At 37.7% G+C, this 13,632-nt stretch carries 12 protein-coding genes; 8 read left to right on the top strand and 4 right to left on the bottom strand.

Annotated elements, in window-relative coordinates:
- Window position 1: 1 nt before the first annotated feature.
- The gene (gene cutA, locus BLP52_RS06630; RefSeq protein WP_091709706.1) at window positions 2-307 is read right to left on the bottom strand and encodes a divalent-cation tolerance protein CutA; all 306 of its coding nucleotides are present in this window, start codon (window positions 305-307) and stop codon (window positions 2-4) included.
- A gap of 64 nt (window positions 308-371) precedes the next feature.
- Between cutA and BLP52_RS06625 the strand changes: the two genes are divergently transcribed.
- From BLP52_RS06625 to BLP52_RS06610, 4 genes are all read left to right on the top strand, one after another.
- Window positions 372-899: a DUF6141 family protein gene (locus BLP52_RS06625; protein WP_091709705.1), complete on the top strand. Its 528-nt coding sequence runs from the start codon at window positions 372-374 to the stop codon at window positions 897-899.
- Window positions 900-1,267: 368 nt separating this feature from the next.
- Complete coding sequence (locus BLP52_RS14340) at window positions 1,268-1,576, top strand: hypothetical protein (RefSeq protein WP_154717806.1); 309 nt, start codon at window positions 1,268-1,270, stop codon at window positions 1,574-1,576.
- A gap of 220 nt (window positions 1,577-1,796) precedes the next feature.
- Window positions 1,797-2,384 (top strand): queuosine precursor transporter, encoded by a 588-nt coding sequence (locus BLP52_RS06615; protein WP_338011374.1) that lies wholly within the window; start codon window positions 1,797-1,799, stop codon window positions 2,382-2,384.
- Between the two features lie 108 nt (window positions 2,385-2,492).
- Entirely contained in the window at window positions 2,493-2,900 is a 408-nt protein-coding gene (locus tag BLP52_RS06610) for a hypothetical protein (protein ID WP_091709703.1), read from the top strand.
- Here BLP52_RS06610 and BLP52_RS06605 read toward each other — a convergent pair.
- Complete coding sequence (locus tag BLP52_RS06605) at window positions 2,893-4,083, bottom strand: nucleotidyl transferase family protein (RefSeq protein ID WP_091709702.1); 1,191 nt, start codon at window positions 4,081-4,083, stop codon at window positions 2,893-2,895. The two genes, BLP52_RS06610 and BLP52_RS06605, sit on opposite strands and share 8 nt — an antisense overlap.
- Before the next feature lie 326 nt (window positions 4,084-4,409).
- Here BLP52_RS06605 and BLP52_RS06600 point away from each other — a divergent pair, with 326 nt between their 5' ends.
- From BLP52_RS06600 to BLP52_RS06590, 3 genes are read left to right on the top strand one after another with little or no spacing between them, the layout of a single operon-like run.
- Window positions 4,410-4,781: a response regulator gene (locus BLP52_RS06600; protein ID WP_091709701.1), complete on the top strand. Its 372-nt coding sequence runs from the start codon at window positions 4,410-4,412 to the stop codon at window positions 4,779-4,781.
- Between the two features lie 34 nt (window positions 4,782-4,815).
- The gene (locus tag BLP52_RS06595) at window positions 4,816-8,577 is read left to right on the top strand and encodes a response regulator (RefSeq protein WP_091709700.1); all 3,762 of its coding nucleotides are present in this window, start codon (window positions 4,816-4,818) and stop codon (window positions 8,575-8,577) included.
- Complete coding sequence (locus BLP52_RS06590) at window positions 8,574-12,179, top strand: response regulator (RefSeq protein WP_154717805.1); 3,606 nt, start codon at window positions 8,574-8,576, stop codon at window positions 12,177-12,179. The genes BLP52_RS06595 and BLP52_RS06590 overlap by 4 nt, the downstream gene beginning before the upstream one ends.
- 10 nt (window positions 12,180-12,189) lie before the next feature.
- On the opposite strand, the gene BLP52_RS06585 is transcribed toward BLP52_RS06590, so the two are convergent.
- Complete coding sequence (locus BLP52_RS06585; RefSeq protein ID WP_091709698.1) at window positions 12,190-12,666, bottom strand: hypothetical protein; 477 nt, start codon at window positions 12,664-12,666, stop codon at window positions 12,190-12,192.
- A 117-nt stretch (window positions 12,667-12,783) separates the two neighbouring features.
- On the bottom strand, window positions 12,784-13,377 hold the full coding sequence (locus tag BLP52_RS06580) for a sensor histidine kinase (protein WP_091709697.1): 594 nt from the start codon (window positions 13,375-13,377) through the stop codon (window positions 12,784-12,786).
- 43 nt (window positions 13,378-13,420) lie between these two features.
- Between BLP52_RS06580 and BLP52_RS06575 the strand changes: the two genes are divergently transcribed.
- On the top strand, window positions 13,421-13,632 hold a 212-nt coding region (locus BLP52_RS06575), incomplete at its 3' end, for a transposase (protein WP_154717804.1).

The raw sequence follows: 13,632 nt of genomic DNA, 5'->3' as shown, positions 1-13,632 counted from the left end.
CCTATTTTACGTTATCAGATATCCATTCCAGGTATTTTTCTTCCCCGGATATTTTCCAGGATATAATTGCTGGAAGTTCGTAGCTATGCATTTTTCTAATATTTTCAGTAACTTCCTGTATTCCGGATGTCACTGTCTTTATTGAGAGTGCAAATTCCTTATCTTCTTCTATGTTTCCTTCCCATGGGTACACAGACTCAATTGGATGTATATTGACGCAGGCAGCAAGTTTTTTCTCCACAAGTTCCCTGGCAATTTTACTGGCTTCTTCCTTGCTTGAAGTTGTGGTGTACACGATAGAATACATATTGTTCTCCTCATATTCAGAATATTAACAATGATTATATATTTTCAGTTTCTTATTTTTGTTGATGACTTACGATGGTTCTGCAGACTCTGTCATTTTCCGTGAAGTTCAGAAGTTCAGGCAAATATGGTTAATGGCATTGTTACTTGTGACTACTGGAATTACGTGGTACGGCGCTATAGATCAGCTTTTATATGGTCGTCCTTTTGGCAGCAATCCTGTATCGGATAAGGGAATGGTAGCAATTCTGATTGGTATGGGTATTATTTTCCCGCTTTTCATGCTGTCCATTCGTCTTGTGTTTGTTGTGCGCAACAGTGGCCTTTACGTAAAATTCTTCCCGCTTCACCTGTCATTCAAACATTATCCTTTCAAGGACATAATCTCTGCTGAGGTTGTGCGCTATAGGCCATTAAGGGATTATGGAGGTTGGGGTATTCGGTATGGCCGCAACAGTAAAGCCTATAGTGTAAAGGGCAACAAGGGTTTGATGCTTGAATTTAAGAATGGGAAACATCTTATGCTGGGCTCACAGCAACCAGATGTTTTAAAAATGTCTATCGAACAAGGACGCAATCGTAATAGCTACTGATTTTTCATTTTTCATACATGTATGATTTTGTAATGTACTTGCCTGCTTAAAGTTAGTGGGAGTTATGATGCATGTTTATGTATTCATACTCTTAATTTCTGCAGCATATATGTTCATACATATTTATGGCTTACAATTTATGACTTATCTTGTGTATTCTTTTTATGTTTGTTCTTGCTTTGTGGTTGATTTGTACCATGTTTGATATTTCAAATTTGAAATATACAACAGAACATATAGTTGAAATCAGTGGATTTCTCGTTGTATGTTATTCAATTTGTAACTTTCAGATCATTCAGACCGAATATACGTGTTTAGCACTAGCTGCAACAAATTCCTTTTATCGCATAATGATCAATTCATACTCCATGGAAGATACTCTCATAGAACTGACCTCTCAGGATCTGGAACATTTCATTCCCCCTGTCTCAATGGAGGATGTTATCTCTGTTTTTGTTGCCTATGACATCAGTTTTATCCGAAATTTCAGTTCAGATCTGTATTATGTGGAAATGGTTGACGGTGAACCTCTTGTTCCTCTAAATCCAATGGGCTCCTATTCTCCTGGAATAGAAAAGCTATTTGATCTGATGTCACGGGAAAGAATGAACATGCTCAGTTACAGGGAAGGAAAAATATGGTGTTCATATTTCCAGGTGAATAGTGAAGACCTTTAATGTTAAAAATTCCTTTTTGGGCAAGGTACATATATAGTGTTAGTCATTCTTCCTAAAATCAATATATTATTTATGAAGTGTTTATGAGGTGACAAGTTGGTGTTTCCTGTTGTGTGGTTATACTGGATAATAAGTCTAACAGTAGTTACATATGTTTCTGCATTCATCATCAACAGGTACAGAGAATATGCTTTTCCCACTCTTGTAGTCTTTTTATACTATTTACCTTGCAGCTTCCCAGATAGTAGCTTCAAGACTTATAGAGTTTAACCTGGGTTTTTACACTTTCTTTGCACCTGCTGCCGTATTCCTTTATCCTTTTCTTTCACAGGCTATTGACATGATCAATGAGGTGTACGGTGAGAAAAAGGCTCATGTTGCCATTATCATCGCATTTGTTACTCAGGTTTTGCTGGTGACATTTATTGTGATGACCAATAGTCTCACTCCTGCACCATTCTTTGAATACGAGGCTGCACGGCAGAGTATATTCTCACAGAACATAAGGATAGTCGTAGCATCATGGTTCTCGTTCCTTGTTTTCCAGAGCCTCGATGCATACGTGTTTGCCTGGATGAAAAAGAATTATCCACAGCAGATATTTCTCCGAAGTGCCTCAAGTGATCTTTTAAGCCTCACATTTGATAGCCTCATATTTGTGGTTCTTGCATTCTATGGAGTAGCACCACTTTTACCTCTTATCATCGGACAGATAGTTGCCAAGAATTTTATCGGCTTGTTGGACACACCCTGGTTTGTCTGGTACAAAAAATACCTCGAAAAGAATTCGGCCCTCAATGAAAACTAATGTGTGCTTTTAATATATAATAATAATAATAATGTATATTCATCTGTATGATATTTTTAAGTCCATAGTCTTTTATATCATAGAAGTCAATTCATTTTCAGTGTGGGTATGAATATACTATATGACGTTAGGGACTGGTTCTATGAGTGTGACCGCTTCCTGTTCCTGGCGGAAGTGCATTATCAGAGAGAAAATGTGATTCCGTCTGAACACAGATTTAGCGAAGAGCTTACAAGCTCCCGACTGGATGACATGCTCCGTGATTTAAAGAACCTTGGTAAAGAAAACGACTACTGTGTAACAAGTGAAAACTGGGCATCAAAAGATGAACTTTTAATTCTGAAGGAGACACTTGACAATATATCATCTGAAAAGTGGGACGATATGGATGCCGAATGTGTGGCAAAGGCAAAGGCTATCGTTCATAAACTTGCAAATGCAGTGAATGCAGATATTATAAAAACGAATGATATGAGGGGCTGTCCTTCCATATATAATGCATGCAGGATCATTTGAAACTGCATTTTCTCTCATTTCTTATCTTAGTTGAAGAAGTGCCGTCATCAGCATAACAATCACATGAGACTATCTCACAGATATCCGGGATATTTATCCCACTGAATATTTCCGCATCCTTTCTCCTGAAAACAAGGAATTTTGTATTGTATTTCCTGAAATGATCGATGAGGCTCTGCATATCTTCACCTTCTCTATAATAATTGACATTAAAGAGTCTGTTAAGGGTATCCGTGCCTATCAGGAAAATAGCACCAGGGAATAGTAGTGCTTTATCTGCAAAAAGCGGAGAGTTGCTCAGATAAATATTTCCTGCAGAACCTTTTCTCATGTCCTGCATACAAGCTTTTACAGAATCTACTCTTTCTTTCAGAGATATGTAGTCAATAGGAGGTTTGTCAACATTAGCAAGAGAAATCTCAAAGTCCACAGGCATGCCATATTTTCCCGATGCTATCATTGCCATTTCAATATGGTTCTTGTGGCAAGGGTTAAAAGAACCTGACATAATGATGCCTGGTTTGTTAGGATTGTTTCCCAGATTTACTTTTCCCGGAACATTCTTTCCGGAATTAATGCTTTCCAGCGTCCTTAGAAGAAGCTCTGACGTCTCATTATTGGCTTCAGCTTCATCCTCTTGAATATGTGTTCTCTTTCCTGCATCATTTTCTTGAGTATCTTGCATGGCATACTTTTTTGGATCACACAAGGATGCTATTCTGTCCAGAATATAATTTGCTGCGATACTTTCCTGTTCTTCCCTGCTTCTTTTCTCCTCGAACGTAACACCTGAAACCGTAGTTTTGTAGTATGACTGACTTGCAAAATAAAGCTCATGTTGCCTGCCTTCACGCTCATGTCCATGCTTTGCAAGTTTACATGTAACTCCGATTCCTATCAGCTTTAATGGTTCTGGTTTTTCAGACCTTGAATCCAATAATAATGCACGGCGGTAGGTTGACATTGCCATGTCTTTTGCAGTTTCAGCGGAAGCATACTTATCAGGTTTTTTTCCTATCAGGTCGTGTAACGATTCTTTGCTATAGGGGACCATGGCTTCAAGAATAGTGTCTGATCCTCCTCCATGACGCAGAAGTTCTCCGATAGCTTCAGTTCCACCACCAGTTATTGCCAGCACTATCCTGAAAGGTGATCTGTTTATGCCTAAAATTTTATCTTCCATTCAGTATGCCTCTTTTTTGTATTCAACCCGGATAAGAATTTTATTCTTAAATGATTCTTGTATGACTTCAGTCATTGCTGATTAATTTTCTTGTTATTTTATTCTATAATTTATTTGAATATTCTGTGTAACATTTATAAAATGTTAGTGATGAAGAGTGAGGTGCGATATCCTTTTATAGAGTAACCAACTACATAATATTATCATTCATTTATTATATTTATCGCCCGTATCAGCATCATAACTACATTTCAATGTTTCTCTAGAATATTGATGATGTTTTAAGGTCAAAAACAGAGCGGGATCTAAATATCTTGAGGGAAAAAATGTGCAATATACTTGTAATTGAGGACAATCCTGTAAATATGGAACTCACTGTGGACCTGCTTGAGTCCTATGGATATGATGTGACTCCTGCAGAGGATGGTTTCATAGCTCTGGACAAGGTAAAAGAGAAAGAGTTTGACCTGATACTTCTGGATATCCAGTTACCTAAAATGGACGGACTCGAGGTTCTTTCACGATTAAAGGAAGACCAAACTACAAAGGATATACCGGTAATAGCCTTGACAGCTCATTCAATGCGCGGTGATGATGAGCGTTTCATTGCAGCCGGATGTATCGATTACATTTCCAAACCAATAGATATCCACAGTTTTAAGGAAAAGATCCAATATCACCTTGAAGCTTCAAACTGATTCTCTTTTTGCGTAAGGGTTCTTGAGGTGGGCTATGAAATTACGCTCAAAGACATTGATAGTTTTTAGTTTGACCCTTTTCTTGCTGGTTCTGACTTTGTATATTAGTGCAGGCTCTATTATTTTCAAAAATTTTGAAGACCTTGAGCATCAGGATGTAATGAAAAATGTGGATGAAGCTGTCGATTACTTTGATTATTATATCTTAAATCTTGAAGTAATAGCCCAGAATATGGGTTCCAGTCCTATTATTTATGGACTGGTATCAAACAATAACCCCGATTACAGTACTTGGAATCTGATATCTAGTAAACAGAAGGAAAATAATCTTAATTTTGTCATAATTCTCGATAGTTCTAATAATATTGTATATGAAGTGGGTTATGATTATAAGACAAACACTGAGATTCCTGTTCCTGATAAATTAGTTTCAATTATTTCTGATAAAAATATTCTATTACCATCTCCTTCCAATAGTTATTCTCCTTCTGGTGTATTAATACTAAATGAAAGTCCTCTCATGTTTGCATCACATGTGATTCAGAATCCGTCAGATAATTTCAGTTCAAAAGGGACTATAATTATATGTTCTTATTTTACAAGAGATATGGCTAATTTTTTCTCAGAAGTACATGGTACTCCACTAAACTATCATCTTCTTCAGGATTATAACTTAGACGATGATCTGCTAAATAAAGTACAATTAGCAACCAGCGAGGCAAAATTGGTCCATATTGAAACAATTAGTGAGAATACTATCCTTGGCTACACTGTTATCAATGATATCTATGGAGAACCTGCCTTGCTTCTTGAGGTATCGAGTCCCCGTATAATATATCAGAAAGCAAAAGCAACATTTGGATATATTTTATATGTTATTGTTTTTGCAGGTATTCTTTATGGAGCTGCAGGAACAGTATTCCTTGAAAATGGCATTCTTTCCCGTCTATCCATTCTGAAGAAAAATGTGGATGCAGCAGAGACTGACCTATCCTCATATGAAAGTACATTTATTCCCGGGAATGATGAAATATCGTCGCTGGCTTCAAGTATAGACCATCTGGCTGAAACTCTCAGTACAAGAGAAAGTCTTCTTTCTTCTATTATAGAATCTGTTTCAGAGGGTGTTGTTGTAATAGATGAGAATTATAAGATGACTCATTTCAAATCCAAGTTCATTGCTTTATGGGATATTCCTGAAAACATTCTTGTTGAAAAAGACGGTCTAAAGTTACTTGAACATCTGAAAGATAAAATTGTCAATTATGATTATCTCATTTCCATGTTGCACAAATATCACATGACAACAGTGAGTAATATTGTAGTTGTACAGTTCACTGATGGTAATTATTTTGAAATCTCTACATTTCCTTTGTATGGGAAAGACAAAGTTGTAGGTCGTATTCTTAGTTTCAGGGATATAACTGAAAGCAAGAGGTCTGAAAATCTCCTCCGTGAGAAAGAACGCAGATACAGATTACTCTTTGAACATGCAAATGATGCAATTTTCATTGTGAAGAATGGAATTATTAAAGACCTTAATGAGAAAGCATGTGTGTTTGCATGTGTAGCTGATCATACTATAGTTGGTATAGGATTAAATGATCTGGTAAATGACAGTCAGCAGGAATTATTATATTCTCTTATTGATGATTCTATAAAAAATGGCTTTAGTAAAGCGGAAATACAAATTAAAAAGGCAAATGGGAAACTTATCGATGCTGAAGTAACTGCGACTCTTGTAGATGAGACAGACTTAACTGTTCAGCTTATTATCCGTGATGTCACTGAAAGAAAACAAATAGAAAGACTGGAACATGAAAATCAGGAAAGGATGAGTCTTATTATAGACAACGTACATTGTGGTGTGGTCGTCATTGATGCTATTACTCATGAGATCGTTGATGTCAATACTACTGCTCTGGAAATTGTAGATTATAAAAAAGAAGATCTAATCGGTCGTTTATGCCACAAATTCATTTGTCCCAATCAGGTTGGTAATTGTCCAATTACTAATTTTAATCTCTCTATTGACAGATCAGAACGTGTAGTTGTACGTTCAGACGGTACGAGGGTTCCAATTCTAAAATCTGTAGAAGTAGTTAATCTTTCAGGTCGCAAACTTTTCATTGAAAGCTTTGTTGATATTACTGAGATCAAGAATACAGAAAAGGCGCTCCTTGATGCAAAGATCCACGCTGAGGCTGCAAACCGCACAAAGAGTGAATTCCTTGCAACCATGAGTCATGAATTGCGTACACCTCTTAATTCAGTAATAGGTTTTTCTGATCTGCTGCTGGATGGAAGTTTTGGAGAACTTAATGACAAGCAAAATAAGTTCATGGAAAATATATCTCATAGTGGAAAACACCTGCTAAACCTAATTAATGATATTCTGGATATTTCAAAGATAGAAGCCGGAAAAATGGAACTTTTCCATGAGATATTCGATTTTTCCGATCTGGTATCTGACATCCATCTCATGATGAAACCGCTTTCATCAAAGAAGGATATTCTTTTTGAATTCAATATGAGACCAAGAAGTATTTTCATAAATGCAGACAGGGGCAAGTTGAAACAGATAATGTACAACCTTATCGGTAATGCAATAAAGTTCACACCTGCTCATGGAGAGGTCCATGTTGATATTTCAATGGAAGATCAGATGCTTCTGGTAAACATTCGTGACACTGGTATTGGTATATCTCAAGAGGATCAGGAAAAACTCTTCCAGCCATTTGTGCAACTTGATTCTTCAAGTAACCGCAAGTTTGAGGGTACGGGTCTTGGTCTTGCTCTTGTAAAGAACCTTCTTGAACTTCATGAAGGTTCCATTGATGTTGAGAGCGAGCAAGGCAAAGGTTCCATATTCCATATTAAAGTCCCTCTGAATCTCAAAGATAAGGCTCTCAATGCAAGGGTAATTGCAGATGAGAAATCAGACAATATTGTTCAGGCATCAACTATAAGTTCAGCAGATGATCTGATAATTCTTAAGCCGGAGAATTCCGATGGTTCAGAACCTCTGATCCTTGTTGTGGAAGATGACCCGAATTCAAGGGACCTTCTGAGTTTTATGCTAAATGAAGCAGGCTTCAGGGTGATTATGGTAGAAGATGGTGCAGAAGCACTTGAAATTGCGAAGGATGTTCATCCGTTTGCCATTACTCTGGACCTGAATCTCCCGGGAATGGACGGCACTGAAATACTGCAAAATCTGAAAAAAGATGATTGTACGTCTTCCATTCCTGTTCTGGTGTTATCCTCACTTGGTGAGAAGGATATAGGTATGGTGGTCGGTGTTGTGGATCACCTGACAAAACCTGTAGATTCTGATCGCTTGCTGGGACTTCTTTCTAACCTTGTTACAAAGTCAGGAAAAACATCATTTAAAGCTCTGGTCATCGATGATGATCCGATGGTTGTTGAAATGATTTCCGAGATGATACGTTCTTTCGGATATGATGTGATAACTGCTGGTAGCGGGCAGGAAGGTATCAATAAGGCTTTTGAAACTCATCCGGATGTCTTGATAGTTGATTTGATGATGCCTGATGTAAGCGGTTTTGATGTAATATCTACATTAAAATCTGATTCAAGGACTATCAACATACCGTTGATAGTGTGTACTGCCAAAGACATGGAAGCTTATGAAGTTGATTACCTGAATAGCAATGCGTTTAGTATACTTCAAAAAGGCAAATTCTCAAAAGAAGATCTTCTTGGTATCCTTGGAAAACTTGAAAAAACATCTGATAATGTGGATCATTCAGTTTCTTGTGGGGTGGATAAGTGAAAATAAGCTTAAAGCTAGTCTTATTTTCATTCTTTTTATTCATCATATTTTCAAGTACTATTAATTCAATAGCCTTAGCTGATGGGGATACAATTACTATTGGTGTGCTTGTAGGAGATTCACATACCAGGCCTTTCACAAGACTAAATGGTACCGATAATTATCTCTCATCTAAAATGCCTGAATTCACATTCAATATAGTCCCTTTAGATTTTAAATCCATGCAGGATGGTATCTCATCCGGTGAAATTGATTTTGTTGTTGTTGACCCGGCAACCTATGTCACACTTGAGGCTTCCAACGGCATTAGTATTATTGCAACCATGGAAACCGTAACATATCTGCCACCAGATTATGTAGACCAGGATGCAACATCGTTTTTGGGTAGTGTAATATTTACTAAAAATGACAGGGGGGACATTGAAAATCTGGCAGACACTACCGGGCTTTCTTTCCTTGTGGTGGAAACTCCTTCCAAGGAAGGATGGTGGCTGGCTAAAAGGGAATTTACAGAACATCGTATTATTCCTGAATCTGATTTTGGTTCAATTGATTTTAAAAAAAATCCTGAAGAGATAGTTAATCCTGTACTGAATGGAGATTACGATGTAGGGATTCTTCCTTCCGGTGTTCTTGAAAGAATGTACATGAAAGGTCAGATAGATCTTGATGATCTCAAGGTTATTCATTCACAGACCTATGGTGATTATCCTTTTTTAGTAAGCACAAGACTGTATCCTGGTTGGGTGATTGCAAAATCTCCACAGACCTCAAAATCAATTTCAGAAAGGGTCTCTGTTTCTTTACTCAGTATGCCTTTTTCCACATCATCTAATAGTGGGATCGGTGATGTTGCCGGTTGGACGGTGCCACAGGATTACAGTCCGGTAGTTCAATGCCTGAGGGATATAAATGAAGGTCCATTCAAGGACAAAATCGATTTGATGGCAACACTTGAAAGGATGAAATATTTCCTTTTAGGAATATTGTTCTTGCTGATCATTGCAGCTGTAAGTGTATTTTACGTTAATAACCTCAATTCCAAGCTTGAGAATGAGATCATTTTCAAGAATGAGGCGGAAGCTCTGTTGAAAAGAAAGCATTCCATTGAAAAGACAATGCTTAACATTTCTTCAATGTTCACATATCCGGGGGATGTTGATATGGCAATAGATATGTCCCTTATGGAAATTGGCACTCTCTGTGGAGCAAGTCGTGCTTACCTGTTTATTTTCAATGAGGATAATGCAACAATGAGTAATACTCATGAGTGGTGTTCAAAAGGTGTAGAAACTCAGAAAGACGAATTACAGGATCTGCCTGCTGATACGTTCCCCTGGTGGATGTCCAAACTGAAAAATGATGAAATGATAAATATTACTGATATTTCATTGTTGCCTCCTGAAGCATCCGCCGAAAAAGAAATACTTGAGATGCAGGATATAAGATCGGTTCTTGTCCTGCCGGTATTCACAGAAGGCAATCTTATAGGGTTTGTAGGTCTGGATGAAGTCGAAGGAACACGACAGTGGAATTCCGATGATTTTGATACCTTGAATATGTATTCAACTCTAATGGCCATGGTACTCAAAAGGAGAAATATGGAAAAATCTCTCCGGGAAAGTGAGCAGCACCTGAGAAGAGTTCTTGAAGGTAGCAATGAAGGTACATGGGATGTCAACCTGAAGGAAGATTATCTTATTTTTAATAAGAGATATGCGGATATAATCGGCTACGACGAAGAAGAGATAGGTCACAATTTTGAATGGATGAAGCAACATATTCATCCGGATGATGTGGATTGTGCTGTATCAGCAATACATAATATTCTTAGTAATACGACCAATATGGGAGAATGTGAATATCGCATTCGTGGAAAAGATGGCAAATACAGATGGGTATCCAATAAAGGAAAAGTTGTGGAGTATTCCGAAAATGGTGAACCACTTCATATTGCAGGTGTTCTTGTTGACATTTCCGAAAGGAAAGAAGCTGAAGCAACTTTGCTAGCTGCAAAAAGAACTGCTGAAGAGGCAAGCCGCACAAAGAGCGAATTCCTTGCAAATATGAGCCATGAGCTGCGTACACCTCTAAATTCAGTTATAGGCTTTGCGGACATTCTGTCAGAGGAAACATTCGGTTCTCTTAATGATAAGCAACAAAGGTATGTTGGTAACATATCCAAAAGTGGCAGACATTTACTTAGTCTTATCAATGATATTCTTGATCTGTCAAAGATAGAAGCAGGAAAGATGACACTTCATCCGGAGAAATTCGAAATAGGTGATTCATTGGATGAGGTCAAATCCATCATCTCTCCTCTTGCCCATAAAAAGGACATCAAGCTTGAAATTAATATGGTCCCTGATGCAATTACAATAAATGCGGATAAAGGAAAATTCAAACAGATAATCTATAATCTTTTGAGTAATGCTATCAAGTTCACAGATTACGAAGGGTCTGTTACTATCAATGTCATTTTGCAGGATAAATCAGTCCGTGTGGAAGTTAAAGATACTGGTATTGGTATTTCAAAAGAGGATCTGGAGCGTCTCTTTAAGGCATTCACCCAGATTGATTCCTCAAGTTGCAGGGTTTATGAAGGTACAGGACTTGGTCTTGTTCTCGTAAAGAACTTTGTGGAACAACACCATGGAAAAATATGGGTTGAGAGTGAGTTCGGTTCAGGTTCATCTTTCATTTTTGAGATACCGGTTGATCTTGAGGCAAGTTCTCCGGTTTTTGTACCTGAGGCCGATGATAGAAACGTTGAAGGGTTTGTGTCAGAAGGGGCACGATGTTCAATAGTATCCAGAAACAAAGGTATCGAATATGAGATGAATGACCGTTCACTTGTTCTTGTTGTCGAGGATGACCTAAAATCTCAGGAAATTCTTTCTTTTACTTTAAATGATGCAGGTTATGATGTGAGATTTGCAAATAATGGAAAAGAGGCTCTTGAACTTGCAAAGGAACTTCATCCATTTGCAATTACTCTTGATATAATGATGCCTGAAATGGATGGATGGGATGTTCTCAAGAATCTTAAAAAGGAAAAGGGAACCGAGGATATACCGGTAGTTATTGTTTCTATCATGGATGAAAGGGATCTGGGTGTAATATGGGGAGCATTTGACTATTTCGTAAAACCCATAGACAGGGAAGGCCTTCTTGCATCACTTGAAAGGTTAAAGAAACTCAGTTCATTTGAAAAGGTGAATGTACTGGTCATAGATGACGAACCTTCTGTGCTGGAACTCATGGATTCCATGCTTTCAACTGAAGGTTACAACGTGATTGTGGCTTCAAGCGGCAAAGAAGGCATTGAAAAAGCGCTTACTTCTTCTCCTGATGTCCTTATACTTGACCTGATGATGCCGGTAATAGATGGTTTTGATGTGATCAAAGAATTAAAGAAGCACCCTCAAACAATTGATATTCCTATAATAGTCTGTACTGCAAAGGATCTTGAAGTTCATGAGAAGGACGAACTCGATAAGAATGTGTCTTTTGTGATGCAGAAAGGAATATTCAAAAAACAGGATTTTCTCTCCTGCATCAGAAATGTGGAAAAACTTTCAGCAAAAGCAGAAAAGGAATGAGTTAAAGAAATCATCCCTGTGGAATATTATCGACCTGAAGTTCGAATTCATCGGTAACGCCATTTACATCTACTTTATATGTGCCCTTTTCAAGTCCGTAAACATCAAGTGCAATAGATTCTTCAAATGGTACCAGTGCTTGAGTGCACATTGCATCTGCGGGTCTTGAGGTTGTTATGTGGACTGTAAAGCTCTTTGTTTTCTCATCATATGAGACTGTTTTCTCATTTATGGATGTACAGCCATCCGGCAGATATCCTGTTGCGATCACACGTATCTGGACAGGGAACGATTCAAGTGTCAGTATCTGTATGCTTTCTACGTTTGCATCTCCGTAAACATACTCACTGTTGTTGTCTTCTATAATAACTGAATCATTATCAGGGATGACCGGTGGTTCAGCGCATCCCAGTGAAAAAGTGGCAATAGTAACCAATATGATTGTAATCAGTACTATAATTCCTACAAATGTGTTATTGCTTTTCATAGACTCCTCACGCCCCTATAAGCCTAATTCATCTGAAAAGATAAAACTGTTACTTAAACTGCGAATCAGTTTGAACTTAATTCAAGTTTTAAAGAGTTTAATATAATTAAAAATAAATCAAGTCTTTTTAAAGACAGGCAATGTAAAAGTAAAAGTGCTTCCATTTCCAGGTTCACTTTCAGCACTTATCTGTCCACCGTGTAGTTCCACAAGCTCTTTTGAAAGTGCAAGACCAAGTCCTGTACCTTCATAGGATCTTGATTCAAAAGATTCAAGCTGTGTAAATGGTTTGAACAATTTCTTTAATCCATCAGATGAGATGCCAATGCCAGTGTCTTTAATTGATATATGGATAAATTTTCCATCATTTTTTGTTCTTATGATCACAGCCCCTCCTTCGTTGGTAAATTTGATGGCATTTCCCACAAGATTATAGAGTATCTGCTTCAGTTTTGCCTTGTCAGCGTATACGTATTCACCCTCAGGCCAGGGTAAAACATCAAGCTTTATTTCTTTTCTGCTTGCAATGTGTTGCAGTGTGGCGATGATCTCTGCGTAGGTTTCTACCAGCAACACATCTTCCTTATATAATTTCATTTTCCCGGATTCTATCTTTGAAATATCCAGGATCTCATTTATGATATTAAGCAGATGTTTTCCACTATGGGAAATATTTGTCAGATATACTGTTTGTTTTTGAACCCATCTCAAAACTATAAATACTACTTCTTTTAATTTTATTATGGGGATATGAATGGAATTCAGAGAAATCTCTGATGAACAATGGAAGTTTATTAAGCCACGTTTACCACCTCAACCCATTACAGGGAGAAAGAGGGCTGATGACCGCAAGGTCATCAATGGCATACTCTTTGTCCTGATAACTGGTTGCAGGTGGGGAGATATGCCAGTAATTTATGGATCCAGGGCAACTGCCTGGAGACGGCTGAAATGGTGGTCAGAAGA

It is taken from the genome of Methanolobus vulcani, from assembly GCF_900100715.1.
GTDB lineage: Archaea > Halobacteriota > Methanosarcinia > Methanosarcinales > Methanosarcinaceae > Methanolobus > Methanolobus vulcani.
This window is presented reverse-complemented; position numbering and strand designations above follow the sequence as displayed.

What these genes read in the sequence shown, in the direction of transcription:
- BLP52_RS06605 (WP_091709702.1), bottom strand. Translation starts at nt 4,083, where the DNA reads ATGGAAGATAAAATTTTAGGCATAAACAGATCACCTTTCAGGATAGTG.
- BLP52_RS14340 (WP_154717806.1), top strand. Translation starts at nt 1,268, where the DNA reads ATGGAAGATACTCTCATAGAACTGACCTCTCAGGATCTGGAACATTTC.
- cutA (WP_091709706.1), bottom strand. Translation starts at nt 307, where the DNA reads ATGTATTCTATCGTGTACACCACAACTTCAAGCAAGGAAGAAGCCAGT.
- BLP52_RS06610 (WP_091709703.1), top strand. Translation starts at nt 2,493, where the DNA reads ATGAATATACTATATGACGTTAGGGACTGGTTCTATGAGTGTGACCGC.
- BLP52_RS06600 (WP_091709701.1), top strand. Translation starts at nt 4,410, where the DNA reads ATGTGCAATATACTTGTAATTGAGGACAATCCTGTAAATATGGAACTC.
- BLP52_RS06595 (WP_091709700.1), top strand. Translation starts at nt 4,816, where the DNA reads ATGAAATTACGCTCAAAGACATTGATAGTTTTTAGTTTGACCCTTTTC.
- BLP52_RS06585 (WP_091709698.1), bottom strand. Translation starts at nt 12,666, where the DNA reads ATGAAAAGCAATAACACATTTGTAGGAATTATAGTACTGATTACAATC.
- BLP52_RS06625 (WP_091709705.1), top strand. Translation starts at nt 372, where the DNA reads ATGACTTACGATGGTTCTGCAGACTCTGTCATTTTCCGTGAAGTTCAG.